The organism is Okeania sp. SIO1H4, from assembly GCF_010672695.1.
Classification (GTDB): domain Bacteria; phylum Cyanobacteriota; class Cyanobacteriia; order Cyanobacteriales; family Microcoleaceae; genus Okeania; species Okeania hirsuta.
On the sequence record NZ_JAAHGB010000013.1, the window covers coordinates 123,299 to 147,438 of the forward strand.

Here is a 24,140-nt window from a genome sequence, read left to right on the forward strand (position 1 = left end):
TGAAGACGAAACTAATGCTAAAAAAAATTTTTATAACTACTATCTGTATGGCGTTATCTTTAGCTGGGTGTAAATCACCTGAACCAGAAATACCATCTCCTTCTCCTGAAACCACACCTTCCCCAAAAGTATCAATTGAAATTCCGGAAAAACCCTTAACACTACCTCCAGATAATCCTGAAAAAATAGCCTCTACTCAAGTACAAACATATCTTAGTAGATTAGCAAATCAAGGATTTTCTCAACAAAATCAAGGAATATGGATACAATCAAATGATACTTTATTAGCAAATTATCAAGGTACAATTCCTTTACCAGCAGCTTCAATTACTAAAGTAGCAACTTCTTTAGTAGCCTTAAAAACTTTCAATCCCGACCATCAATTTATTACTTTAATTGGCACAACAGGTACAATTGAAAATGGCGTTTTAAATGGAGATTTAGTCATTCAAGGAGGAGAAGATCCATTTTTTGTATGGGAAGAAGCGATCGCTATTGGTAATTTATTAAATCAAATGGGGATTCAAAGAGTTACTGGAAATCTAATTATTACTGGCAAATTTTACATGAACTTTGAATCTAATCCTCAGACTGCTGGTAATTTATTGAAACAAGGATTAAACAGTCAAATTTGGTCTTCAGAAGTTTTAAATCAATATCAGACTTTGCCTCCAGGTACAGCAAAACCACAAGTAATAATTGATGGGGTTGTAGCAGTTTCTCTTACTCATAGTGAAAATATTAAACTATTAGTTAGACATTATTCTTTTCCGATGGCTGAACTGGTGAAAAAGATGAATCAATATAGCAATAATTTAATGGCAGATATGTTAGCTGAAGCGGTGGGAGGCTATCAAGTAGTTGCGGAAAAAGCAGCTCAATTTGTAGGAGTACCAAAAGAGGAAATTACATTAATTAATGGTTCTGGTTTAGGAGAAGAAAATCGTATTTCTCCTCGCGCTGCTACGGGAATGTTTCTAGCAATTGATAAATATCTTCAGCAATACAATATGAGTGTGGCAGATGTGTTTGTTATGGTTGGGAAAGATAAAGGTATTTTAGATGAACGTAAACAACTTCCAAATTTGGCAGTAGTTAAGTCTGGAACCCTGGATTATGTTAGTGCTTTAGCAGGAGCTTTACCAACAAAAGAAAAGGGAGTTGTTTGGTTTACAATTCTGAACAAAGGAGCTAGTGTAACAGAGTTACGCAACCAGCAAGAAATTTTACTTAAAGATGTTTTAAATAACTGGGGTTATGTTGATTTATCACCAGCAAACTTAACAGCTAATCCTGAGAGAAAAACTAAAACTTCTCGTAGTGAAATTATACAATAGGGAGTAGGGGAGCGGATAGGGAGGTTGCGTACAAGGTCTGTAGAGGAGTAGTCAAAACATGAATAATTAGGGTTTGCTGAAAAAGTATGAGTAGGGACGTTGCATCCAACGTCCGTACAGAGTCAGAATAAATAGGAGTTATAGAGGATCTACCAGGAAGAATAGTCCCTTGATTTTTCTGCTGTAGTGAGCATTAAAGGCTCACTTTTTGAACCTGAATGACCTAAAAACTTACACTTTTTAAGAACCTAAAAAGGCTAAAAATTTATCTGTCAATACTTTTAGATTTAATCAGCAGAGCAATAATTAACAAGCTTCTGCTTAATAAGGTTAATAATTATCAAAAAGGTCATTTTGCCTGTTAATTACTCAAGTAAATCATTATTTTTTTCAAATTGGTATTAGACATCTCCAATAATAAAAAATAAAATCAATTATTTCTCCCTACTCTTGAGGGACTTTGCATACAACGTCCCTACTACTTCCTACTCCCTATTTTCTAAGAAATTGACTGCTGAACAGGTGCAGCAGCAACAATTTTTAGTGCCATAGTTGAAAGAGGTAAACTTTGTATATAAACTAAACCAGGACCCGTTAGTTTAGTTAAAAATAAACCCTCTCCAGCAAATACAATATTCTTCAAACCACCCATCATTTCAATCTCATATTTTATCGACGTAGAAAAACCAACAACTGCACCAGTTTCTACCCGTAATTCTTCCCCGTCAGCTAAATTTTTTTCTACAATTGTACCACCAGCATGAACAAAAGCTAATCCATTTCCCTGTAATTTTTGCAGGATAAAACCTTCTCCACCGAAGAAACCAGCACCCACCTTTTTAGTAAAAGCAATTTCAATATCAATACCATTAGCAGCACATAGAAAAGAACTAGATTGACATAAAAATTCTCCACCTAATTCCGTTAAATTTAAAGGAATAACTTGCCCTGGATAGGGAGCAGCAAAAGCAACTCTAGCTTTACCTGTACCTCGATTGAAAAAAGTGGTAATCATAAAACTTGCCCCAGTCAACATTCGCTTAAAACCTTTCCAAGCACCACCACCAGTGGTAGTTTGCATTTCAATGCCTTGTTCCATATAGGTCATTGCTCCTGCTTCTGCTCTAACTCCTTCTTCAGGGTCAAGTTCAATTTCTACTAATTGTAGAGATTCTCCTTTGATTTCATAGTCAATAATATCAGCGGCCATAATACATACATATCCTTAAAATTATTGATCTTATAACATTCAGGACTTACGCAAAATATCAAATCATAAACCTTCTGTAGGGGCGAATGGCCATTCGCCCCTACTAGATAGCGGTGCAACCCCGCGTCGGCGTCAGACGCAAAGGAACGTGCACCAAGAGATGGTGGTTCTGCATAAGTCCTGATCATAAAAAATAAAATCAATCTCATACGCATAAATCATCAATTATTTCCCCCGACTTCCGACTCCCTCTTTTAGCAAAAAAACTATAAAAAACCGAAGGGTAAATACCTAAATGCTTAATCACTAGGAAACTAAGCCAGATATTCCACATCGCCATAGTCAAGCTAGTAGTGATCGCTGCTCCAATGGAACCAAAGATAGGAATTAATACTCCATTCAAAACAATATTAACTAAAGCAGCATAACCATAAATAACTTAACTAAAGTCTGTAATGGCACCAACCAAATCACAATTAGAAGTGGTTTTGCATAGGCAAAGCTGTGATAATGGTTGAGCAATAAAATTAGACCCGTGGTAACTAAACACAAAAAGACACTACTCAATATGGTCAGTAACAAGCTGCCACGCATAATACCGCCCAAACGCCACCAATCTTGCTTAACTCGGTATTCGGAAATTAAGCGCAATACCGTGCGAGGGAAACCCAATCCTGCTGGAATTGCTAAGAGTAATGACCAAGAGATGACATATTCATAAATTCCGTACTCAGTTTTACCCATCCATCGGGCTAGAAATACTTTAGAGTTGTTGGGAATTAAGCCAAAAAAATGGCTAAAACCCTTATCAGTCAAAGTTTATAGCATTCTTTATACCTAAAATCGTAAAAGCCTTATATGGTAAGCTTTTGAGCATTGTTCAACTTTTATTTCCCAACAACTCTTTTAACTAAGTAGATCAGCAATAACCCTGTTAATTGAATAACGGTACTTTGATATTTTTTACAGCGAAAATGCCTTTAAAGCTAGTAGGGGCAAGGGAAATACGTTGCTCTGGTTCAAAATGGCTCAAACCTAGATATATCAGGAAAAAGGTTGGTTAAATGTAAAACCTAGACTATATAAGGGTTTGATGCTGTTCTTAACATATTTTTTGCCAAAGTACCGATAATCAAGGCTACTTTAACATCTTTAACTAGAGCGCTGAAATTGAAACTGTCTGAATTTGCTGATAGTGAAGTTTGAGTCATAGATGCTGATTTTTTTGATTACGCAAAAGATGAAACTATACACCACCTGTAGGGGTTAACGACCGTTAACCCCTACTACTTCTCTTGGATCGACAGGTCTTGCCACTAAAATACCAATGGCACTTTCCACATTCCAAATATATCTTTCTAAATCATAAGCAACCGTTACTTTTCCCGCAGGGGAAGCATGAATCAAACCAATATTACCATCAGAATTACGATAAACTAAACCAGTATGAGTCACATCTAAGCCATTAATTTCTGTTGCTACGGCGACTATATCTCCCGCTTTTAACTGAGAATAAACGGTACTAATTTTATAGTAAGGAATATAATTAATTTTCAGTTTACTGATACTATCTTCCATACTAACAATACATTGATAATTAGCATCATTCCTAGCAATTTGTGGATACTTAAATCTATTTTTACTCATAAAAAATAATTGCTTATTTACCCTTTCACCACCTAATTCAACACCGATATCTATAACAGTTCCACGTCTTTGATTATCAGCAATCCATTCAGAAAAATAATGTAAACGGCTGCAATATCCATCCATTTTACCTTTCCAGTAACGCTGGTTTCTAATGTTATTAATAAAGGTCAAATAAGCATAATCTTCCATTGCTATTCCCCTAGCCATTGCCAAGACAGTTTCCACAAATAATACACAATCAAATCCATCTAAACTAATAACTAAAGATTCTTGATTTGATTGGTCTAATAATCCAGCCTTGTAGGGAGCACCAATAAAATAATCAGCGATAGCCTGCATAATTTCTGCCATCGGACGTTGAGAAAGATTTTGTTTTATAGCATATTCCATCACTGGTTTAAACTGAGGATCTTCGGGAATATTATTGGCTGATGGTTTTTTAATTATTTTGTCTCCAACACTTTTATTTAACTGAACATCAATTACTGGTCTTGTCGGAGGTTGAGAAGGACCTATAGGTGCTTCTTTTAAAATATTTTGCCTTGATAAAATAGATAATTTTGATGATTTTTTTTCATCAATATCTAGAGAATTTAAAGTAGTATCATCAAATTTAACTATACGAAAATTAGATAGTTTTTCTGAAGCAGATAATTGTGAATTAATATTATTTTTATTGTCATATTTTCTTTTGCGATTATCCCGAACATTAGCAATATATTTAGTCTGTAAATTAACACTATTTTGAGCAGCATTAATCTTATTCACAATCGATAAAATTCCTGTATAGCTGCCAGTAATCGCTACTGTTAAAATAATTAACTTTAATAATTTTCTCATTTTTGATAAGGATTATTAGCTAATAAGTATGTTATCCTGAATTAAAACAAATGGGTAATAATTCCTGATGTGAAACCGACAGTTTTGAACAATCGCTATCAAGTTATACAAGCACTCAGTAGTGGTGGGTTCGGAGAAACCTTTTTAGCTCAAGATACCCAAATGCCTTCAGGCCGCTACTGTGTAATTAAGCAACTTAAAGTAGTTACAAATAATCCCGAAATTTACCAACAGGTATTGGAACGTTTCCAACGAGAGGCGGCCATTTTAGAAGAATTAGGGGAGACTAATAGCCAAATACCCAAGTTGTATGCTTATTTTAGTGATACAGCAGGTCAATTTTACCTGGTACAAGAATGGATAGAGGGAGAAACCCTAGGGAAAAAAGTAAAAACTACAGGCCCAATGACAGATGGTGATGTTCAGAAAATTCTGATTAGTTTACTATCGGTTATTAATTATATACATAGCAGAAATATTATTCATCGGGATATTAAACCGGAAAATATTATTTTGCGCCAACAGGATGACTTGCCAGTTTTAATAGATTTTGGGGCAGTAAAAGATTCTATTAGCACAGCAATTAATTCTCAAAATACGACACCTATTTCTATGATGATTGGTACTCCTGGATATATGGCTTTTGAACAAGCAGCAGGACGACCAGTTTATGCAAGCGATTTATATAGTTTAGGACTAACAGCTATTTTTCTACTAACAGGAAGAGTTCCCCAAGATTTAGAAATGGATTTACAAACAGGGAAGATTATTTGGCAAAAATATACGAGTAATTTAACTTCTAAATTAGCAGGAATTTTAGACCGAGCAATTCAACCTAATATTAACGATCGCTTTGCTACATCTACAGAAATGTTAGATGCTTTAAAGTCTAATTCAACTCAGGTTTTTACTAATGAAAAAACTCCGTCATCTTCATCTTTAGTAGTAATCAATAATTCTGACACAGCGACAACTTTAAATTCACCTTTAGACCAATGTCTAGACCCTCCTTCAACTCAATTATCTATTAATCGCAAAACTTGGCAGAAAGCTGTGATTATTAGTGGTGCTATTGGCAGTTGTTTTTTGAGTAGTATTTTGCTCAAAAATGTCTTAAGCAAATCTCCCCAAACGGACTTAGAAATACCAAATATTCCCACACCACCCACCACCGAATTAGTAACATCAATTTCTCAACAACAAGCTCAAGAATTAATCCAGAATTGGTTAAAAGCAAAAAAAGAAATATTTGCTCCTCCCTATAACCGAAAACTTGCTGCTGAATTAACAACAGGAAAAGTCTATGATAGCATAGTAGCCTCCAATGGAGCGATCGCCTGGTTAAAAGAAAATAATGCTTACTATCAGTATAGAGTACAAAAAATAGATAGTATTGAATATTTTTATACTCAAGGAAATCAAGCCAAGATTCAAATTAAAGTTACTGAAGAATATCAACTTTTTAAAAATGATAAATTAGAAACTACAAGGTCAGGCTCTGCCCAATTAACAGTTATTTATAATTTGACATTTGTAGACGGCAAATGGAAAATAGCTACTTCTCAGATTATTCAGAAATAAAACTATAGTAATTCGTAGAAAAAAACAAGTATAGTTTACAAAGGGTGATAAATACTATATTTACTTCTTTGTTATTAAATTATTATACCAAATTTAAAAAAGGTAGTTATATTAAATTTGGTTGAACCGGAGTAATACTAAATCGGGTTTTACTAGTGGTCTGTCCCATTAATTTTGACGGGTAGGATAAATTTTTGAAACCTTAACTCTTGCGTCTTCTGTACAAAAACGCCAATCTACACAAACCGGGGTTGCATTGCGCTCACCCTGCCAAATTGAAACTTCTTTTTCTCATTTTTCTCAAGTTTCAGCATCTGGAATTCATAGATTTAAACATTGCCCTACAAGTACAGATAATATCAAATCCGGTAGCATCGGTATAAAATCTTTTGAAGTAGGAGTCAGGAGTCAACCCACCCCTCCCCCTCCCAGGAGGGGAAGGACTGAGTCAGGAGGGAAAAAATTTATGAAGATTTGGTAATGGTGAAGATAAAGAATGTTTTTATACCGAATTAAACGGATTTGATATAATTCAGATTCAAGCATCTTTAACCAACTACCATATTTTGGTGTATGTTGGATTTCGAGTTTTTTTGCAATTCTTCTGGCTTGCGCTAGTTCAAATACTTCATAGAACCCCCGATCGTATCTTTGCACGGGGTATGTGCTTTTGGCTGCCGTTCTTAGAACTCAGTCGGTGGTGAAGTCAGGAGATTCAGGAACGAGAATAGGGCCAAAAGCGGATGCAACCCCGCGCCCTTCGGGTATCTCTTTGCTCCGGAGGAGGAGCTACGCTAACAGAGACGCTTTGCGTACGGCAGTTGCGTGACTGTCGGCGGGATGCCTATCGGGCGGACGCAGGTTCCGCCTACAGCCCCTTGGGAACCCGCAGGGGGCACTGCACTCACCGCCCGATAGCGCACCAGGTAGCGCACCAAGCAGGTAGAAAAATGCTTCCATCTCCCCATCTCCTTATCTCTCCATCTCCCCACCTCCCTATCTTTTTTTAAATAGGGCTTGCTGATTAAATATAAAAGTCTTTACAGATAAAAGTTTTAGCCTTTTTAAGTATCAAAAAGTGCAAGGTTTTAGCTGGTAATGGTTCAATTAGGAGCGGATTTTGCTCAAGAGTTGGGCAGAAAAATTAAGGGACTATTCTTCCTACTATCTCCTCTATAATTCTCTGTTCCTCCTGTCTCCTGTCTCCTGTCTCCTGTCTCCTACCCCTACTAAAAGACTTTTTCAGCAAGCCCTAAATAGATATCAAATGGGTTCTATAAGTATTTAACCCGACATGATATAACTTCTAAAGTTATGCTTTAGCTACAGAATAAGGACTTGTCAACTGTTCCAACTGGGCAACCAATAAACTGAGGAACAAACCAACATCAGTCACAACTCCAACTGATTCAACGGAACCGCGATCGCTCAATTTAGTCACCACCGCCGGATTAATATCAACGCAAACCATCTTCACTCCAGCAGGTGTCATATTCCCCACCCCAATAGAATGCAACATAGTTGACAACATCAAAACCATATCAGCACCTTTCAACAACTCTGTATATTCTTCCTGTGCCTTAATCAAATCCATCTGAGTATCAGGCAGAGGTCCGTCATCACGAATCGAACCTGCTAAACAGAAAGGTACATTATTCTTAACACACTCATACATCACACCCTTTTTCAAAATACCAGTCTCAACTGCTTTAGCAATGCTACCACAACGCCGAATAGTATTAATAGTCTTCAGATGATGTCGATGCCCACCATGAACTGCAACTCCCTGTTTCATATCCACACCAAGAGAAGTTCCCATCAGTGATTGTTCAATATCGTGAACTGCTATAGCATTACCACCCAACAATGCTTGCACATATCCTTGACGAATCAAATGTGCTAAATGTTCACTACCACCAGTGTGAATCACCACTGGACCTGCTGTAACTACTATTTTGCCTCCGCGATCGCGAACTTGCCGTAATTCCCAAGCCACTTGTTCAACAATCAATTCTACTCTACGTTCGCTAGAAACGCCAGCAGACATAAAACTGAACTCTTCTTTATTTCGTTTTTCACGGGATTCTGTTTTGCGGATAGAGCGAATACCTATGACATCTACCACGACTTTTTCGCCAATTTTTACATCCCGCAGCACTTTACATTTTGCTTGAATCTTACCGTCAGTTTCAGTAATGGCGATTGCTCCATCCATCCTTTGATTTTGTACTCGTATCCACTGACCTTTTACTCTAACTTCAGTAGGATAAATAGTAGATACATAAAAATCATCAGGGGCAACACCATCTTGTTCCACTGACTCCAATTTAGCATCCTCCACATCCTCAGTAGGCACTAATGCACCAATGTCAATGAGTTGACTCATTATTTCTTCCATGACCTCATGGGAAGGTGCAGAAACTTTGACTTCAGCGAGGGAAGTGCTTTGACGTTGTTCTCCGAGATTAAAGTTGAGGACTTTGAAACTACCCCCACCTTCAACTATTAAATCTAAAGCTTGGTTGATCAAACCAGAGTCCAGTAAATGTCCTTCCATACGAATGGTACGACTTTCAACTTGTACAACGGCATAACGATCGGGTATAATTGGCTCTGTAACTCTAAGAGTGAGGCATTTAGCTGCACCGCCTGCTTTGAGAAATTCACTTAGAAGTGTTTCAATGACGTTGAAACCTACTTCGGTAAGGAGTGATTTCAAGCTTTCACTCACCTTATTCATAATGATGGTTTGGTTGATGTTAACTGCGTTGCAGGCAAAGTTAACTGCATCTGCTTCTGCTACAGTTATTCGTTTTTCTGGTGGCACTCGCATTTCAATTAGGCGGTTGGAGTAAGAGTCGAATGCCGGAGGATAGTAAAGTAAGTAACCTCCTGTTAGAGGACAGAAGCAGGTATCAAGATGATAAAAACGCTCGTCTGTCAGTCTAAGTGATAGCACTTCGATGTCGAGCCATTTTGCCAGAAGTGGGTGGGAGTCTAATTCTGAACGGAAGCCATATCCTGCCCAGAGGTAACGACCTTCTCTATCTAGTAGTGCATCCCCCGCTCCTTCAAAGGGGAGGTCTTTGGGAAGTTCGTGAACGATAAAACCCTGATTTAGGAACCATTCTTTGAAATAGGGTTCTTCTCCTTGACGTTCCTTGTGGTAGAAACGGCTGAGAACAACAGTATTTCCAAGGATCAAACCTGCATTGGCAGTAAATACCATGTCAGGCCATCCTTTTTGAGGTGTTACTAGGTCTACGACCGCGTTTTCTTTAATAATGTCGTGGAGTTGATACCATTGTTCAACGGAGCGATCGCGTGAGGATTTATGAATATTTCCCTCCATCCAAGGATTAATTACATAGTCTACATCATAGTGGTCGGGGGCACACATCAGAAAGCGAATTGAATCATTCATAATTTATTACCGGGTAAATGTCCTGTATAGCGCAAGTCAGAAGTCAGAAGTAAGTAGGGGCGTTAGCGGCAGCTCTGCGTTAGCAAATGGCCATTCGCCCCTACAGAAGTAATCTCTGACGATCTTTTGAGCATTTAGGAATATCCTAAGCTTTACTTTGACTGCTATATATGGGTCTACTGAGTTTGTTTGATAGCCAATGGAAAACCCACTCCTAAATTATTTAGGAGTGGCATTTTAGTTTGAAAAGGCTAAGACTTTATATTATCACGGTAGGATTACATCAAATGCTGTTTGTATGGAATTGACATCCTCCCGACGTTGCTCTTAGGAGACAGCGCGGCATTCCCTAGCATCGCTGTCAGGGGCTTTCTGTTGCCTCTTGACAGAGGAGCTGCACTAACATAGCACCCACCTTCGGAGATTTACTCCCTTCGGGTCTAAAGGCGCGCTCCACAGACTGAAACTGCGAGTCCCGCAGCCTTCTTGGTGGGGGTTCCCTTGCATCTTGCGCCGACGCGGGTTCCCATCCGCAAAATGTTTATACTTGCATTTATATTTCGATCATGGTGAATACCGCATTCTGGAGAATCCCACTCTCTTAATACTTAGAGGCAATTTTTTCACTACATGACTACAATTAGGGTTTGCGCTCAAAAGTCTTATGGGTAAGGGTAGGAGACAGGAGACAGGAGACAGGAGACAGGAGAAAAGGGTCGGGAGCGAGGAGGTAGGAGTAAGATAAGAATTGTCCCAAGATTGTTCTGCCCAACTATGAGCCTAAAATACGCTCCATGCAAGAGCGTGAAGAGCTGAAAACCAGGCACTGCAATTCGACCCCAAAAAGGCTAAAACCTTTATCTGTAAATACTTTTAGATTTAATCAGCAAGCCCCAATTAGAACAATCCGAGGCTCCCCTACGGGAGAACGCAGGTCTCCAACCAACGTTGAGATGAGAATTCTCAAAATAATTGGTTCGCGCGACCCCACCTTGATTGGCAAAATGTTTTTGGAGGCTTGCTCAAATCCCCATTACAAAAACAACTTCTGACTTCTGACTTCGTTAATTATGCTTCTTCTGCTGCACGCTGTATCAACTTTCTAGCTACAGATTGAGTGCCTGTATGTTGAAAGTAATTTGTGGTTTTATCTAGAAATGCAGCTACAACATCTAAAGCGTCATCGGAAAAGTCGATAAAGCCACCAATTTTGTCAAAAATACTTTCTGGGGTTAAACCAACTGACCCAACCAAGTTATCCATCCACCCTTGAACTGCTCCGAAGGTCTCACTAATAAAGCCAAATTTGTCATCTCCAGGAATGGTATCGCTAATTGCTCCAAAAACTGCATTATCTGCAAAAGCACTTTCACCTTCTCCATCAAGGGTATCTTGTACTTTTTGTAGGAAGTCTGGACCCAAAGGTATCAAACCATCAAGACAAACTAAGGCAGCCATTCGCATCAGAGATGGACCACTATACTCCTCAGTCAGGTTTGTGACAAATTCTCCTGGATTAAGAATTGGCAGACCATTGAGTTTACTATAAGCTATCAACTCTGCTACAATTTTTAGGCACAGGTCAATAGATTGAGTTGTGTCAGCTTTGGGAGTTAAGCCTCCTAAAAAGCTTAAAAAGGGGATTTTTTCACTGACTATTTCGGCCATAGCTGCTGCAGCAAGAGCGCCGTCTACATTATCAACTAGGTTGTAATACCATATAGCTCCCTGATATCCATTATCCGCATCATTGTATAGCTCAATAGCTTTATTGCGGATATCCATAATTCTATCTGCATCTGTCTCACCTGTAATTACTTCAATAGTTTTATCAAAACCTACTACATTTTCCCACTCGCCAGGTACTACGAAATCTAGAGCATTGAGTGTTTTGACCGTTAGATTATTACTCGGTAGTTGGTCTAGTAAATCAATGATTGAATCGCTCATTTTGACCCCTTTTGCTTTGTTAGTTGTTTGCGTTGTCGTTCTTGATTTTTGATTGTTGATTCTATATTTGCATTGCCTTCACAGTTTCGGCGAAAAAAACTGATTTTTATGGTCTGTAACTACATCTCACTTTATATCATGTCTGCATTAAGTCTGCATTAATTAGTTACAAAAAACCTTCTCTATCTTCGTATTATCTGTTCCGTATTATTAGTTATTTTTGAGTATTCAACCGGAGATTGTATTACATTTTTTGATAATTTGACAATAATGGTGCAATAGCGTCAGTCCTGATACATAAATTTCAAAGTCGCTATCGAAAGTAAGACCGCGGTAACTCTTAGTCATCCGCGATCATTCCTAGCAAAATTTATTTCTACTTTAGCTGCATTACTTGCCTGTAGCTTGTTCTTAGGAATCAACTCATGCATTTCAACCCAAGCTTTGAGTGTGCTGAAAGCTGAGTGCTGTTTGCGGAGCATTCCGGTACGGAAAATACTGATAGCTAGTTAACAATGTCTCAAATAACGACCATATACATAGCCATAATAAGGATATGAAATTCTTGCCCAACCATGACGGTAACCAATAACACGGACACGAGCGCCGGGATGTAAACCTCCTATAATTCTACCCCAAGGATATGTCCTAATTCGCAAGTTGCGATGACGAGTTGCCACTCGACGACAACTACCATAATGCTTACTACCATGACCATAACTATGAGCAAGTTGCTCTTCACCTTCAGTGGGAATTGTAGTGATAGACTGCTCTACACTTTTAGTGTTCTGAGGCGCTCCTACTGCTATAGAAGTAAGACTCATACTACCAATAGCAGCAATAGATAATAAAGTACTCATTGCTACAGATTTTGTCCAATTCATCATCTGTTTCATTCCTCGATCTGATTGCATAAATTCCGGTCTTTATATTATTTTCTCAGAAAAGAGACCCTCAGACAAGACATTGAGTATTAATTTTGTTTAATCTAATCTTGTTATTTGTCTATACTAATCTTCACAATATTTTATTTAAGATATTGACATTAAGCTTATACTGTGATAAGCACATAAAAGAGTAATTAGTAACGACCGCTCATCACTCTATTTTTATTTTCTATTCAATAATTTTTATGTCATCTAATCAAAAGCTTTACGAAGGTAAAGCGAAAATTCTATATACCACTAACGACTCAGAAATATTACTTACTTATTTTAAAGATGATGCCACAGCATTTAATGCTCAAAAAAGAGGCACAATAACAGGGAAAGGTAGAATTAATTGTACTATTTCTAGTCACATATTTAAACTACTGGAAGCTAATGGTATACCTACTCATTTTATTGACTGTCCTGCACCAGATAAAATGAGAGTCCGAAAGGTGAAAATTTTGCTTATCGAAGTTATTGTGAGAAATATTGCTGCAGGTAGTCTTTGTAAACAAACTGGATTAGCAGAAGGAACAGTGTTGAAATTTCCTCTAGTGGAATATTGCTATAAAAATGATAGTCTTCAAGACCCACTGTTGACACGCGATCGCCTCTTAATAATGGAACTAGCTACCCCAGAACAATTAGAGCAAATACGGACTTTTGCCCTAAAAATTAATGATATTCTCAAAAATTTCTTTAACCAATGTCAAATTACTCTGGTGGACTTCAAACTCGAATTTGGCCTAGATCGGCAAAATAATCTGATTCTTGCGGATGAAATAAGTCCAGATAGCTGCCGACTTTGGGACCAATCTCAAACTGACTTAAACTTGAGAGTAATGGACAAAGACCGCTTCCGTCACGATCTTGGTAATGTAGAAACGGCATATCAACAAGTCTTAGAAAGGATTTTGGCTCAGACAGGTTGAGAACCCTGGCAATGGTGTACAATTTTACAGTTTGTATGGAAAATTTAACTGGTGTGTGGATTGTAGGGGATAGAATTATATGCGCTTGTCTCCGTTCTTAGTGGTAATTTTTGCTGCTTCAACAACTTTTGGAATCTCAAAATCTGCTAATGCTCAAATATCGAAAAGTAATACTGATATAGATAGTAATTTTATTGCTATATCTATTAATTCAAGAAAACAATTTAACAAATTTTCTTCTACTAAATCTTTTTTAGAGTTAGGATATAATTTCCCTTCACAAAAATTATTTGGTAGTATCAATAATAATTTCTCCCATATATCTTGGTCTAAAGAAGCAGTCAAACTTGATTTTTATGATTTAATTAAGGTTAGAGAAATTACAAAACCTGTAATTATTGGTAAAAGTTTAAATAGTAAATACAGTTCTGCTTTTAATAAGGAATTTGCAGAATTTTTCGCTTTTGCTTTAGAAAATCTTGAAAATCAACATATTCCTCAACTAGCTCTAATTAATAAAACAGTAGAAACCAAATTAGAACCAACCATCAATAAACAGTTTGCTCCTGAGATTTCTACTTCAGAAATTGTCGAAAATCAAAGGGAAAATCCTCAAGATTTCCAGTTGGCAAAAGGTGTAGAAACCAAATTAGAACTAACCATCAATAAACAGTTTGCTCCTGAGATTTCTACTTCAGAAATTGTGGATGACTGGAGGAAAAATTCTCAAAATATTGAGTTGGCAAAAGGTGTAGAAACTAAATTAGAACCAACCATAAATAAACAGTTTGCTCCTGAGATTTCTACTTCAGAAATTGTCGAAAATCAAAGGGAAAATCCTCAAGATTTCCAGTTGGCAAAAGGTGTAGAAACTAAATTAGAACCAACCATAAATAAACAGTTTGCTCCTGAGATTTCTACTTCAGAAATTGTCGAAAATCAAAGGGAAAATCCTCAAGATTTCCAGTTGGCAAAAGGTGTAGAAACCAAATTAGAACCAACCATCAATAAACAGTTTGCTGCGAATATTCCTACTTCAGAAATTGTAGAAAATCAAAGGGAAAATCCTCAAGATTTCCAGTTGGCAAAAGGTGTAGAAACCAAATTAGAACTAACCATCAATAAACAGTTTGATTCTGAAATTTATCAAAAAATAAATTTATCTGATAGTGAAATTACTCAAAATCAACAGAAATTAACATTAGACCCATCAGACAACTTGGCCAAAATATCATCCCCAGAAGAAGAAGTCCTCGAAGAACCAGATAGCGATGCCCCACCCTCCGCAATAGAATCAGAAGAATTTACTCTTTCTCAATCACAACCAACAGAACCCTCTACAGAAGAAGCAGAACCCTTAGTGCTAGTCGCTGAAGTTGTAGTTAGTGGAGTAGACGGAGAACTAGAAGACCAAGTTTACCAAGTCATTACTACTCAAGCTGGACGTACTACAACTCGGTCTCAACTACAGAGAGACATTAACGCGATATTTGCCACTGGTTTCTTCCGAAATGTGAAAGCATTACCAGAAGATACTCCCCTGGGTGTACGAGTAACTTTTGAAGTTGAACCCAACCCTGTATTGAATTCTGTAACCATAGAAGGTGCTCAAGTATTCCCTGAAAGTGAAGTAGACAGAATATTCGGCGAGCAATATGGTGAAACTCTGAATCTGAAAATTTTTGAAGGGGGTGTCGAACAAGTCAACCAGTGGTATCAAGATAACGGTTACGTTCTCGGACAAGTTATCGGTGCTCCCCAAGTCAATGACGACGGTTCAGTTATTCTAGAAGTTGCAGAGGGAGAAATTAAAGATATTCAAGTACGCTTTGTGAGTGCAGAAGGAGAAACAACAGATGAAGAAGGTAATTTAATTGAGGGTCGTACTCGTGAATATATCATCACTAGAGAAATTCAACTTCAACCAGGAGATATCTTTGAGCGACAAACAGCAGAAAAAGATATTAGGAGAGTGTTTGGTTTAGGAATTTTTGAAGATGTTAGATTGGGTTTAGAACCAGCACCAGACGATCCTAACAAGGCAAATGTGATTGTGAATATTGTAGAAAAAAGTACAGGTTCTCTCGCATTTGGTGGTGGAGTTAGTTCTGCGAGTGGGTTATTTGGTACAGTCAGTTATCAACAACAAAATATTGGTGGTAATAATCAGAAATTAGGTGGCGAGTTTCAAGTAGGTGAGCGATTATTACTAGCGGATATTAGCTTTACCGATCCCTGGATAGGTGGAGATGACCACCGCCTTTCCTACACAGTTAATGCGTTCAGACGACGAGCAATATCGGTAATTTTTGATTCTGACGACGAAAACGATCAGCGCGATGTCGATCTGCCTAATGGTGACAACCCACGAGTCATTCGTACAGGAGGTGGAGTTAGTTTTACCCGTCCGTTTATTCCTAATCCATTTGTTGAACCGGAATGGACAGCTTCTTTGGGAATAAAATATGAACGAGTAGAAATTCAGGATAGTGATGGTGATACTGAACCTAGAGATGAATTAGGTAATAAATTGACTGTTGATGATTCTGGGGAAGACGATCTACTTACTATTCAATTTGGTATTGTTAATGATCGACGCAATAATCCCCGACAACCTACTTCTGGTAGTTTACTAAGATTTGGTACAGAACAGTCTATTCCTATAGGTTCAGCAGAGATTGCATTGAATCGTTTACGAGCTAATTACAGTTTCTATATTCCAGTAGACTTGACTAACTTCATTGATGGACCTGAAGCTTTGGCCTTTAACATACAAGGTGGTCATATAATTGGAGATTTACCTCCTTATGAAGCTTTTCCTCTAGGTGGTACTAATACAGTTCGTGGATATGATGAAGGTTCTGTAGGAGCAGGTCGTACATTCTTGTTGGGAACTGTTGAGTATCGCTTTCCTGTATTTGGATTTCTTGGAGGCGCTTTATTTATTGATGCTGCAACAGTATTTGATAGTCAAAGTTCTGTTATTGGTAACCCTGGAGGTGTGCGAGAGAAACCAGGAGACGGTATAGGTTATGGTGCTGGTATTCGGGTACAATCTCCTCTCGGTCCAATTAGAGTTGATTACGCTATTAATGATGAAGGTGATACTCGTTTCCACTTCGGTATTGGTGAGCGTTTCTAATACTAAGTTCTAATTTATGGGCGTTGCTGAGTGATAATGATTTTTAGATTAAGTATCAACGGGAAACATAAGTTTTTCAATTAATAAGTTCGGATTGAGTGTTGTGATCGGATTGTAATTTGTCTAGTTCTATATTAGTTAAATTACTGATTTCTGGAATAATACCGATTCCTGCTAATGCAAAATTCACCAAAAGAATTGAAACGATCTGTCTGTTCATAACTTTAAAGATTGATAATAGTTTATATCCGCTTATTCTCAATCTCTATATAGGAATCAGGATGATTTTAATGACATCAATTTAATCCTCCTTAGTCATACCTTCAACACTAAAAATAAATTTGTTCTAGAAAAAAATTTATTTTTAGTCTGACAAGGTGTTTGGAAAATATTTAGTTTTTTGGCGTTGCTGATTTGGGATATGATTTGTATTTTTTTGGCGATTGCTAAACTATATCAATGACAAGTATTTGAGATTCTTCAGTTTTTATTTTCATACCTTGATTCAGCAACGCCAGTTTTTTTAAATCTCCTCTAATGTGAAATCCGCTTCCTCAAAATTTAATATCGTGTCCCTTTAGAATACTTAACAATAAAGTAGGAAATAGGGAATAAAGGAATCAATGGGGAGAAAAGTGAGTGAGGAGAATTGTTTGAGTGAGGAGAATTGTTTGATTGACTACAGGTAGATGAAGTGGAAAATGAGCAAAATTATCTATCTAGCCATGTAATTAGGGTCAAATTTTTTGCTTGTATATTTTTGTAGTTAATGGCCTTCCATCTAGAGAAGATGAGAAATGGCCTTTGGCTAGGATTCAGAAATAAAAAAAGGTATCTTCTGACAAAAAAATTAAATATATTGTCATCTGTCAAAGAATAAGGGCGTTTTTGGCCCAAAATACCCCTTGCTGCTATGAAAATATTACAAACTATTAAGAAAATAATGAGAAAGTGAACAAAATGCCTCAAAATACTTGCTGAAGGTAGTTATGTCAGAGGGTACTTTGTCCTTCTTACTAGCTAACCAATTTTTAAGCAACCTTATTACCTTAACTCTGTTGGAATAAAGCATGAGTATAATTACCAAATCAATCGTTAATGCAGATGCTGAGGCTCGTTATCTGAGTCCCGGCGAATTAGACCGAATCAAGACTTTTGTTTCCTCTGGCGAACGTCGCGTTCGGATTGCTCAAATTATGAGTGAATCTCGTGAGCGTATTCTTAAGGAGGCTGGAAACCAGCTTTTCCAAAAGCGTCCTGATGTTGTTTCTCCAGGTGGTAATGCCTACGGTGAACAAATGACTGCTACTTGCTTGCGCGATCTGGATTATTATTTGCGTTTGATCAGCTACGGTATTGTTGCTGGAGACGTTACTCCTATTGAAGAGATCGGACTCGTAGGCGTTACTGAAATGTATAAGTCTTTGGGCACTCCCATCGAAGCTGTTGCTGAAGGTGTTCGCTGCATGAAGAATGTTGCTGCTTCCCTTCTCTCAGGTGATGATGCTAGCGAAGCTGCTTCTTACTTTGACTATGTTATCGGTGCTATGAGTTAAGGCTAAATATTTTTTAGAGGTTAGATGAAAGTTGGTGAGAAGGAAACAAGAATTTAATAATTTAGAACTTCCTGAAATATCAAATTGAAGTCTACAATCAAATCTCTAAAATCCTGGCCTTCGCCTATCCAATAATTTTGAAGATTCAGCAAATTTAAGGAAATCAATCAATAATGCAAGACGCTATTACCTCCGTTATTAATTCTTCTGACATTCAAGGTAAATACCTTGATGCTGGTGCTCTAGAGAAGCTCACTAACTACTTTGCCACAGGTGAACTACGAGTTCGCGCTGCAACTTCTATCAGTGCGAATGCTGCAACTATTGTTAAAGAAGCTGTAGCTAAGTCTTTACTTTACTCTGATATTACTCGTCCTGGTGGTAATATGTACACCACTCGTCGTTATGCTGCTTGCATCCGTGATTTGGACTATTATCTACGTTATGCTACCTATGCTATGCTAGCTGGCGACCCTTCCATTTTGGATGAGCGCGTATTAAATGGCCTCAAAGAAACCTACAATTCTTTGGGTGTTCCCATCGGTGCTACTGTACAAGCTATTCAAGCTATGAAGGAAGTTACTGCTGGTTTAGTCGGTCCTGATGCTGGAAAGGAAATGGGCGTTTACTTCGACTACATTTGCTCTGGGTTGAGCTAATTTGGCGATCAGTAAAAAAGGCCAAAAAAGGTAGATTTACCTTTTTGATTTAACTGATGTTTTACTATGAGGCTAGGGAAGCCTAGAGTGAGTGTTAGATTACCAAAGGCTTATTGTTGAATAAATAATCTGTTTTAGTAAACTAGCATTGATTCTATAGGTTCCCTGCCTTAGGAGTTTTTAGGTTTGAGATTTGAGGCGATCGCATTACTTAGAAATTCTCGTGTTAGATTTAAGTATGGGGGTCGTCAATATATGGGTTTAGATAATCTCAAAACTCAATAATAATTAGATAAGTATTTGACTGTTTACCCTAATTGTTTTACAAAAGGATTTAAGAAAATCTTCACCAAGTATTAGGAGAAATTTGTATTATGAGAATGTTTAAGATTACTGCTTGTGTTCCGAGTCAAACTCGTATTCGTACTCAACGAGAATTACAAAATACTTACTTTACCAAGCTTGTTCCTTATGATAGCTGGTTCCAGGAACAACAAAGAATTATGAAAATGGGTGGTAAAATTGTTAATGTCCAGTTAGCTACTGGTAAACCAGGAGCAAATACTGGGTTACTTTAAATTACTATTTTGAGAAATGGTAGTAAAAGAGAGGTCAAAAGACCTCTTTTTTTTGTTTGTATTTCACTTGTAATGAAATATAGAAATTTTAACTTGAGTTGTGAGATCTTGTAGAAAGAAGAAGGAAAAATCATGCGTTGTGTGAGTTTTACAGCGGCTTTCATTTCGGTAGACTACAGTAGGGGCATTAACGTAGTTGTGCCCTAGCTAATGGCCATTTGCTAATGCAAAGCTGCGCTTTATATGTTGGGGAGCAAAACGCTCCTACAGGGTTTTGGTTATGACGATGTGGTTCATCAATCAGCAAAAGCACTGTCAGCTTTTGATATGTTCGTGCCCTTTCCTTCGACTGCTATATTGTAGATTTTTAAGCAGTAGGAAATAGGGACAATAAATTAGAGTCTTTGGCATTAAAATAAGTTATTAATTCTTGCCTATTTGGTCAATTTATTATAATTAATTTATCTACAAACCACTATAACTAATCTGAGTTATTGATCAATTGTTTTGCGACCTAATACTAAAAAAGTAGTACCATTATTCCAAATTTATTCTGTTTTAAGAAAGACTGATAACTATAATATTAAATAAATTAAATTATCTATTAAGTATTTATGAAATATTCCGCATCTACATCTACTCAAAAATCTCCAAAAGCTAAACAAAATCAAGTAGAAAATTCTCTTCCTCCTAACACTGAGTATGACAAAATTGATGTTAGCAAACTATCAGAAATGATGCAGCGTTATGTGGAAGTAAAACTACAATATTCTCATGCTCTTTTGCTATTTCGAGTAGGTGACTTTTTTGAATGTTTTTTTCAGGATGCTGTGACGATCGCTCAAGAATTAGAGTTAGTACAAACTACTAAGCACGCTGGTAAAGAAATTGGCAGAGTACCGATGACTGGTGTACCCCATCATGCTGTGGAAAAATATGCTGCCATGTTAGTAGAAAAGGGTTACGCTGTGGTTGTTTGCGATCAAGTAGAAGATTCTGCTATTGCGAAAAAAGAAAACCGTCAAGTCAAGCGTGAAATTACTCGTATCCTTACTCCGGGTACTCTTACCGACGATGGAATGCTCAAACCTCGCTACAATAATTATTTAGCTGCTGTCGTTATTGCCAAAAATCATTGGGGTCTTGCTTACACTGATATTTCTACCGGAGAGTTTCTTACCACCCAGACCCAAGGTTTAGACCAACTCACTCAAGAATTGATGCGTTTGCAACCGTCGGAAGTACTATTTCCTACAAATGCGCCGGATATCGGTTTTATGTTGCGACCGGGTGAAAAATCAGACCATCTTCCAGAATGTCTGCCTAATTCTTTCTGTTATTCTCTACGTCCGCAACAACCTTTTACTTTAGGGGAGGCAAAAGAGCGACTGTTGATAAAATTTCAACTGACATCCCTGGAAGGTATCGGTTGCGAACGTATTCCACTGGGGGTGCGTGCTGCGGGTGGGTTGCTGGAATATCTTGAAGAAACTCAAAAGGAAAATCAAGTTCCTTTACAACGTCTGCGGAGCTATACTTTGGCAGATTTTTTGATTATCGACCATCAAACTCGCCGGAATTTGGAAATTACTCAAACGGTGCGAGATGGGAGTTATCAAGGGTCGTTGTTATCGGCGATCGACAAAACTAGCACTGCAATGGGTGGTCGTGCTTTACGACGATGGTTGCAACAACCACTTCTGAGTCTGAAGGGTATTCGTGCTAGACATGACACTATTGATGAACTGATAACTAATAACGATTTGCGTCAAGATATTCAAAGAGTATTGCGTCAAATTTATGATTTAGATCGTTTAACTGGACGTACTGGTGCTGGTACTGCAAATGCTAGAGATTTAGTTTTTTTAGCTGATTCTTTAACGAAACTTCCGGAACTTTCGGCATTAGCATTGGCAGGTAATTCTCCCTATTTAAAAGTGTTGCAAAAAATTCCGCCAATCTTACAAGAATTGGGAGAAAAAATTCATTCTCATTTAGTAGAGTCTCCTCCTCAAAAGTTAAAAGAAGGTGGGTTAATTCAGTCTGAGATAAATCAACAATTAGATGAGATGCGGAGGTTAGCTGAAGAAGACCAACAATGGATTGCTAATTTGGAAGTTACGGAGAGAGAAAGGACGGGAATTTCTAATTTAAAGGTTGGTTATAATAAGGCTTTTGGTTATTATATTAGTATTTCTAAATCAAAGGCAGATTTGGCTCCGGATGATTATACTCGGAAGCAGACTTTGACTAATGAGGAGCGTTATATTACTGAGGAATTAAAGGAAAGAGAAGTTAGAATTTTAACGGCACAAGATGATTTGAATGAGTTGGAATATGATATTTTTGTTGGTCTGAGAACTGAAGTGGGGGAATACGCAGAGGAGATTAGAAATGTTTCTCGTGCTGTGGCAGCTATTGATGTTTTGTGTGGTTTTGCAGAAGTAGCAATTTATCAAAATTATGTTCGTCCTACGATGACTGATAGTCGGGAATTGAAAATTATTGAGGGTCGGCATCCGGTGGTAGAAAAATATTTGCCTGCTGGTTTTTTTGTGCCTAATACTGCGATATTGGGAAGTAAAAATATAGAGGAAAATAATTCGGGAGTTACTCCTTATCAAGCTCAAGATTTAATTATTTTAACTGGTCCGAATGCTAGTGGTAAAAGTTGTTATTTGCGGCAGGTAGGATTGATTCAATTAATGGCACAAACTGGTAGTTTTGTTCCGGCAAGTTCTGCTGTTTTGGCGGTGAGCGATCGGATATTTACTCGTGTTGGAGCAGTGGATGATTTAGCAACAGGTCAATCAACTTTTATGGTGGAGATGAATGAGACGGCAAATATTTTGAATCATGCTACGGAAAAGTCTTTAGTTTTGTTGGATGAAATTGGTAGGGGAACGGCAACTTTTGACGGAATTTCGATTGCTTGGTCGGTGGCAGAATATTTGGCAACGGAAATTTTGTCTCGGACAATTTTTGCGACTCACTATCACGAATTAAATGAACTTTCTTCTATTTTGGATAATGTGGCAAATTATCAGGTAACGGTGAAAGAGTTGCCGGATAAAATTGTATTTTTGCATCAGGTACAACCTGGTGGAGCGGATAAATCTTATGGTATTGAAGCGGGAAGATTAGCAGGTTTACCGGATTCAGTAATTCAGCGTGCTAGACAGGTAATGGAGCAAATTGAAAAGCATAGTAAGATAGCTATTGGTTTGCGGAAAGGTATTAAGAAAAAAGAAGAGGAAGAGGTGATAACTGTAGAACAGTTAGATATTTTTAGTGAGGAATTTGGAGATAGTTTGCTATAACAGTTATCAGTTAGCAGTTATCAGTTATCAGAGGTAAAAATTCAAGAATGAAAATTACCTCTGCTTTCTTTTTTTTCTAGCAGTAGGTTGGGTTGAGGAACGTTAGCGGAGCTTATCCGTTAGGATAAACCCAACAACAGGAGTACAGCAACAATCAAAGTTTTGTTGGGTTTCACTCCGTTCTACCCAACCTACATTTCTGTAGAGCAGTTAGATATTTTTAGTGAATAATTTGGAGATAGTTTATTGTGACAGTTATCAGTTAACAGTTATCAGTTATCAGCACAATTGAAGTTTGAAACGTCAAGGTATTATGAGATATCTAATACAAACCAGAAACTGGGTTTGTTAACTGTCAGATTCTTTTTCTTTAGTAAAAGAAGTAAACGAACTAGCTCAAGAAGTTGTTCCTGTTACTGTGAAGTTAATTTCTTGGTTAACAGCACTTTTTGCATAAGCAAATTAAGTAAAGATAGAATAGGTATATGACTGTAAGCTGATCGTTTTCTATCGTTTTATTTTGTAGGAAGCGATCGCTTTCTATTAAGTTCTTATTAAATTAGGAATTAGTATCAATAAAATGAAGTTATGAAATGTTAATTTCATGGTAGTTTCATCATATAATACCCAATCTTTTGTGAAACTTATTGAATACTTAAATTCTGATTACTAACGGATGAATTAAAACTTTAGAAATTTATCAATACTTAGGTGTTTCTGAAGTTTTGAAAAAAGGATGATTTACTTAGGTAAAACTTTAATTATTAAGTCATAGATACGAGGTATGAGATGAGAATTATACAAACAACAGGAACAGTGAAAAATGGAGAAGTAAAAATTACTGTTCCTCCAGAATTTAATAACGGTGAAATAGACATTATTCTTGTTACCAAAAATGAGCCAGATGAATTTGAAATTATGCGGGAAATAGCAAAAGCAAAAGGATATGATTCTCAGGAAAAGATACTCGACCTAATCAAGAAAGTTAAATTAGAAATGCTTCAGGAAAAAGAGAGAATAAAATAATCTCTA

At 37.3% G+C, this 24,140-nt stretch carries 19 protein-coding genes; 10 read left to right on the forward strand and 9 right to left on the reverse strand.

Features of this window, described 5'->3' with window-relative positions:
* Positions 1–14: 14 nt before the first annotated feature.
* Positions 15–1,337, forward strand: a complete 1,323-nt coding sequence (locus F6K06_RS12910; RefSeq protein WP_287241729.1) for a D-alanyl-D-alanine carboxypeptidase — start codon at positions 15–17, stop codon at positions 1,335–1,337.
* A gap of 499 nt (positions 1,338–1,836) precedes the next feature.
* Here the strand turns inward: F6K06_RS12910 and F6K06_RS12915 are convergent, their stop codons facing one another.
* The 5 genes from F6K06_RS12915 to F6K06_RS12935 form a co-directional block, all read right to left on the reverse strand.
* Complete coding sequence (locus F6K06_RS12915; RefSeq protein WP_124143275.1) at positions 1,837–2,547, reverse strand: TIGR00266 family protein; 711 nt, start codon at positions 2,545–2,547, stop codon at positions 1,837–1,839.
* 205 nt (positions 2,548–2,752) lie between these two features.
* Complete coding sequence (locus F6K06_RS12920) at positions 2,753–2,950, reverse strand: hypothetical protein (RefSeq protein WP_161564331.1); 198 nt, start codon at positions 2,948–2,950, stop codon at positions 2,753–2,755.
* An 11-nt stretch (positions 2,951–2,961) separates the two neighbouring features.
* Positions 2,962–3,363, reverse strand: coding sequence for an oligosaccharide flippase family protein (locus F6K06_RS12925; RefSeq protein ID WP_205127226.1), 402 nt, complete (start codon positions 3,361–3,363; stop codon positions 2,962–2,964).
* Positions 3,364–3,620: 257 nt separating this feature from the next.
* Complete coding sequence (locus tag F6K06_RS12930; RefSeq protein WP_161564330.1) at positions 3,621–3,758, reverse strand: hypothetical protein; 138 nt, start codon at positions 3,756–3,758, stop codon at positions 3,621–3,623.
* Positions 3,759–3,813: 55 nt separating this feature from the next.
* Positions 3,814–5,037: a DUF1460 domain-containing protein gene (locus F6K06_RS12935; protein ID WP_287241733.1), complete on the reverse strand. Its 1,224-nt coding sequence runs from the start codon at positions 5,035–5,037 to the stop codon at positions 3,814–3,816.
* An 84-nt stretch (positions 5,038–5,121) separates the two neighbouring features.
* Here F6K06_RS12935 and F6K06_RS12940 point away from each other — a divergent pair, with 84 nt between their 5' ends.
* Positions 5,122–6,618 carry an IMS domain-containing protein gene (locus F6K06_RS12940; RefSeq protein WP_287241734.1) on the forward strand — a complete coding sequence of 499 codons (1,497 nt, stop codon included), beginning with the start codon at positions 5,122–5,124 and terminating at the stop codon, positions 6,616–6,618.
* A 256-nt stretch (positions 6,619–6,874) separates the two neighbouring features.
* Positions 6,875–7,099: a hypothetical protein gene (locus tag F6K06_RS12945; protein ID WP_124143272.1), complete on the forward strand. Its 225-nt coding sequence runs from the start codon at positions 6,875–6,877 to the stop codon at positions 7,097–7,099.
* Between the two features lie 831 nt (positions 7,100–7,930).
* Here F6K06_RS12945 and F6K06_RS12950 read toward each other — a convergent pair.
* From F6K06_RS12950 to F6K06_RS12965, 3 genes are all read right to left on the reverse strand, one after another.
* Positions 7,931–10,042 (reverse strand): TIGR00300 family protein, encoded by a 2,112-nt coding sequence (locus F6K06_RS12950; RefSeq protein WP_124143271.1) that lies wholly within the window; start codon positions 10,040–10,042, stop codon positions 7,931–7,933.
* 1,068 nt (positions 10,043–11,110) lie between these two features.
* The gene (locus tag F6K06_RS12960; protein WP_124143269.1) at positions 11,111–11,992 is read right to left on the reverse strand and encodes a hypothetical protein; all 882 of its coding nucleotides are present in this window, start codon (positions 11,990–11,992) and stop codon (positions 11,111–11,113) included.
* Between the two features lie 509 nt (positions 11,993–12,501).
* Positions 12,502–12,879 (reverse strand): SH3 domain-containing protein, encoded by a 378-nt coding sequence (locus tag F6K06_RS12965; protein ID WP_287288271.1) that lies wholly within the window; start codon positions 12,877–12,879, stop codon positions 12,502–12,504.
* 245 nt (positions 12,880–13,124) lie between these two features.
* On the opposite strand from F6K06_RS12965, the gene purC reads away from it, so the two are divergent.
* Positions 13,125–13,853 (forward strand): phosphoribosylaminoimidazolesuccinocarboxamide synthase, encoded by a 729-nt coding sequence (gene purC, locus F6K06_RS12970; protein WP_124143267.1) that lies wholly within the window; start codon positions 13,125–13,127, stop codon positions 13,851–13,853.
* A gap of 79 nt (positions 13,854–13,932) precedes the next feature.
* Positions 13,933–16,995 carry a BamA/TamA family outer membrane protein gene (locus F6K06_RS12975; RefSeq protein ID WP_287323251.1) on the forward strand — a complete coding sequence of 1,021 codons (3,063 nt, stop codon included), beginning with the start codon at positions 13,933–13,935 and terminating at the stop codon, positions 16,993–16,995.
* 76 nt (positions 16,996–17,071) lie between these two features.
* Here the strand turns inward: F6K06_RS12975 and F6K06_RS12980 are convergent, their stop codons facing one another.
* The gene (locus F6K06_RS12980) at positions 17,072–17,215 is read right to left on the reverse strand and encodes a hypothetical protein (protein ID WP_161564329.1); all 144 of its coding nucleotides are present in this window, start codon (positions 17,213–17,215) and stop codon (positions 17,072–17,074) included.
* 850 nt (positions 17,216–18,065) lie between these two features.
* Between F6K06_RS12980 and F6K06_RS12985 the strand changes: the two genes are divergently transcribed.
* The 5 genes from F6K06_RS12985 to F6K06_RS13005 all read left to right on the forward strand — a co-directional run bounded on the left by F6K06_RS12985 (position 18,066) and on the right by F6K06_RS13005 (position 24,134).
* A complete protein-coding gene (locus tag F6K06_RS12985; RefSeq protein WP_124143265.1) occupies positions 18,066–18,551 on the forward strand; it encodes an allophycocyanin in 486 nt (161 codons plus the stop codon).
* Between the two features lie 173 nt (positions 18,552–18,724).
* The gene (apcB, locus tag F6K06_RS12990; protein WP_124143264.1) at positions 18,725–19,210 is read left to right on the forward strand and encodes an allophycocyanin subunit beta; all 486 of its coding nucleotides are present in this window, start codon (positions 18,725–18,727) and stop codon (positions 19,208–19,210) included.
* A gap of 374 nt (positions 19,211–19,584) precedes the next feature.
* Positions 19,585–19,788 carry a phycobilisome linker polypeptide gene (locus tag F6K06_RS12995; RefSeq protein ID WP_124143263.1) on the forward strand — a complete coding sequence of 68 codons (204 nt, stop codon included), beginning with the start codon at positions 19,585–19,587 and terminating at the stop codon, positions 19,786–19,788.
* Between the two features lie 614 nt (positions 19,789–20,402).
* Positions 20,403–23,108 (forward strand): DNA mismatch repair protein MutS, encoded by a 2,706-nt coding sequence (mutS, locus tag F6K06_RS13000; RefSeq protein WP_192901037.1) that lies wholly within the window; start codon positions 20,403–20,405, stop codon positions 23,106–23,108.
* A gap of 789 nt (positions 23,109–23,897) precedes the next feature.
* Positions 23,898–24,134 carry a hypothetical protein gene (locus F6K06_RS13005; RefSeq protein WP_124143262.1) on the forward strand — a complete coding sequence of 79 codons (237 nt, stop codon included), beginning with the start codon at positions 23,898–23,900 and terminating at the stop codon, positions 24,132–24,134.
* Positions 24,135–24,140: the final 6 nt, after the last annotated feature.

Bases quoted from the DNA above. Each gene is read 5' to 3' on its own strand.
- F6K06_RS13005 (WP_124143262.1), top strand. From the start codon at position 23,898: ATGAGAATTATACAAACAACAGGAACAGTGAAAAATGGAGAAGTAAAA.
- F6K06_RS12935 (WP_287241733.1), bottom strand. From the start codon at position 5,037: ATGAGAAAATTATTAAAGTTAATTATTTTAACAGTAGCGATTACTGGC.
- mutS (WP_192901037.1), top strand. From the start codon at position 20,403: ATGAAATATTCCGCATCTACATCTACTCAAAAATCTCCAAAAGCTAAA.
- F6K06_RS12915 (WP_124143275.1), bottom strand. From the start codon at position 2,547: ATGGCCGCTGATATTATTGACTATGAAATCAAAGGAGAATCTCTACAA.
- F6K06_RS12975 (WP_287323251.1), top strand. From the start codon at position 13,933: ATGCGCTTGTCTCCGTTCTTAGTGGTAATTTTTGCTGCTTCAACAACT.
- F6K06_RS12930 (WP_161564330.1), bottom strand. From the start codon at position 3,758: ATGACTCAAACTTCACTATCAGCAAATTCAGACAGTTTCAATTTCAGC.
- F6K06_RS12980 (WP_161564329.1), bottom strand. From the start codon at position 17,215: ATGAACAGACAGATCGTTTCAATTCTTTTGGTGAATTTTGCATTAGCA.
- F6K06_RS12995 (WP_124143263.1), top strand. From the start codon at position 19,585: ATGAGAATGTTTAAGATTACTGCTTGTGTTCCGAGTCAAACTCGTATT.
- F6K06_RS12965 (WP_287288271.1), bottom strand. From the start codon at position 12,879: ATGATGAATTGGACAAAATCTGTAGCAATGAGTACTTTATTATCTATT.
- F6K06_RS12985 (WP_124143265.1), top strand. From the start codon at position 18,066: ATGAGTATAATTACCAAATCAATCGTTAATGCAGATGCTGAGGCTCGT.
- F6K06_RS12910 (WP_287241729.1), top strand. From the start codon at position 15: ATGCTAAAAAAAATTTTTATAACTACTATCTGTATGGCGTTATCTTTA.
- apcB (WP_124143264.1), top strand. From the start codon at position 18,725: ATGCAAGACGCTATTACCTCCGTTATTAATTCTTCTGACATTCAAGGT.
- purC (WP_124143267.1), top strand. From the start codon at position 13,125: ATGTCATCTAATCAAAAGCTTTACGAAGGTAAAGCGAAAATTCTATAT.
- F6K06_RS12950 (WP_124143271.1), bottom strand. From the start codon at position 10,042: ATGAATGATTCAATTCGCTTTCTGATGTGTGCCCCCGACCACTATGAT.
- F6K06_RS12960 (WP_124143269.1), bottom strand. From the start codon at position 11,992: ATGAGCGATTCAATCATTGATTTACTAGACCAACTACCGAGTAATAAT.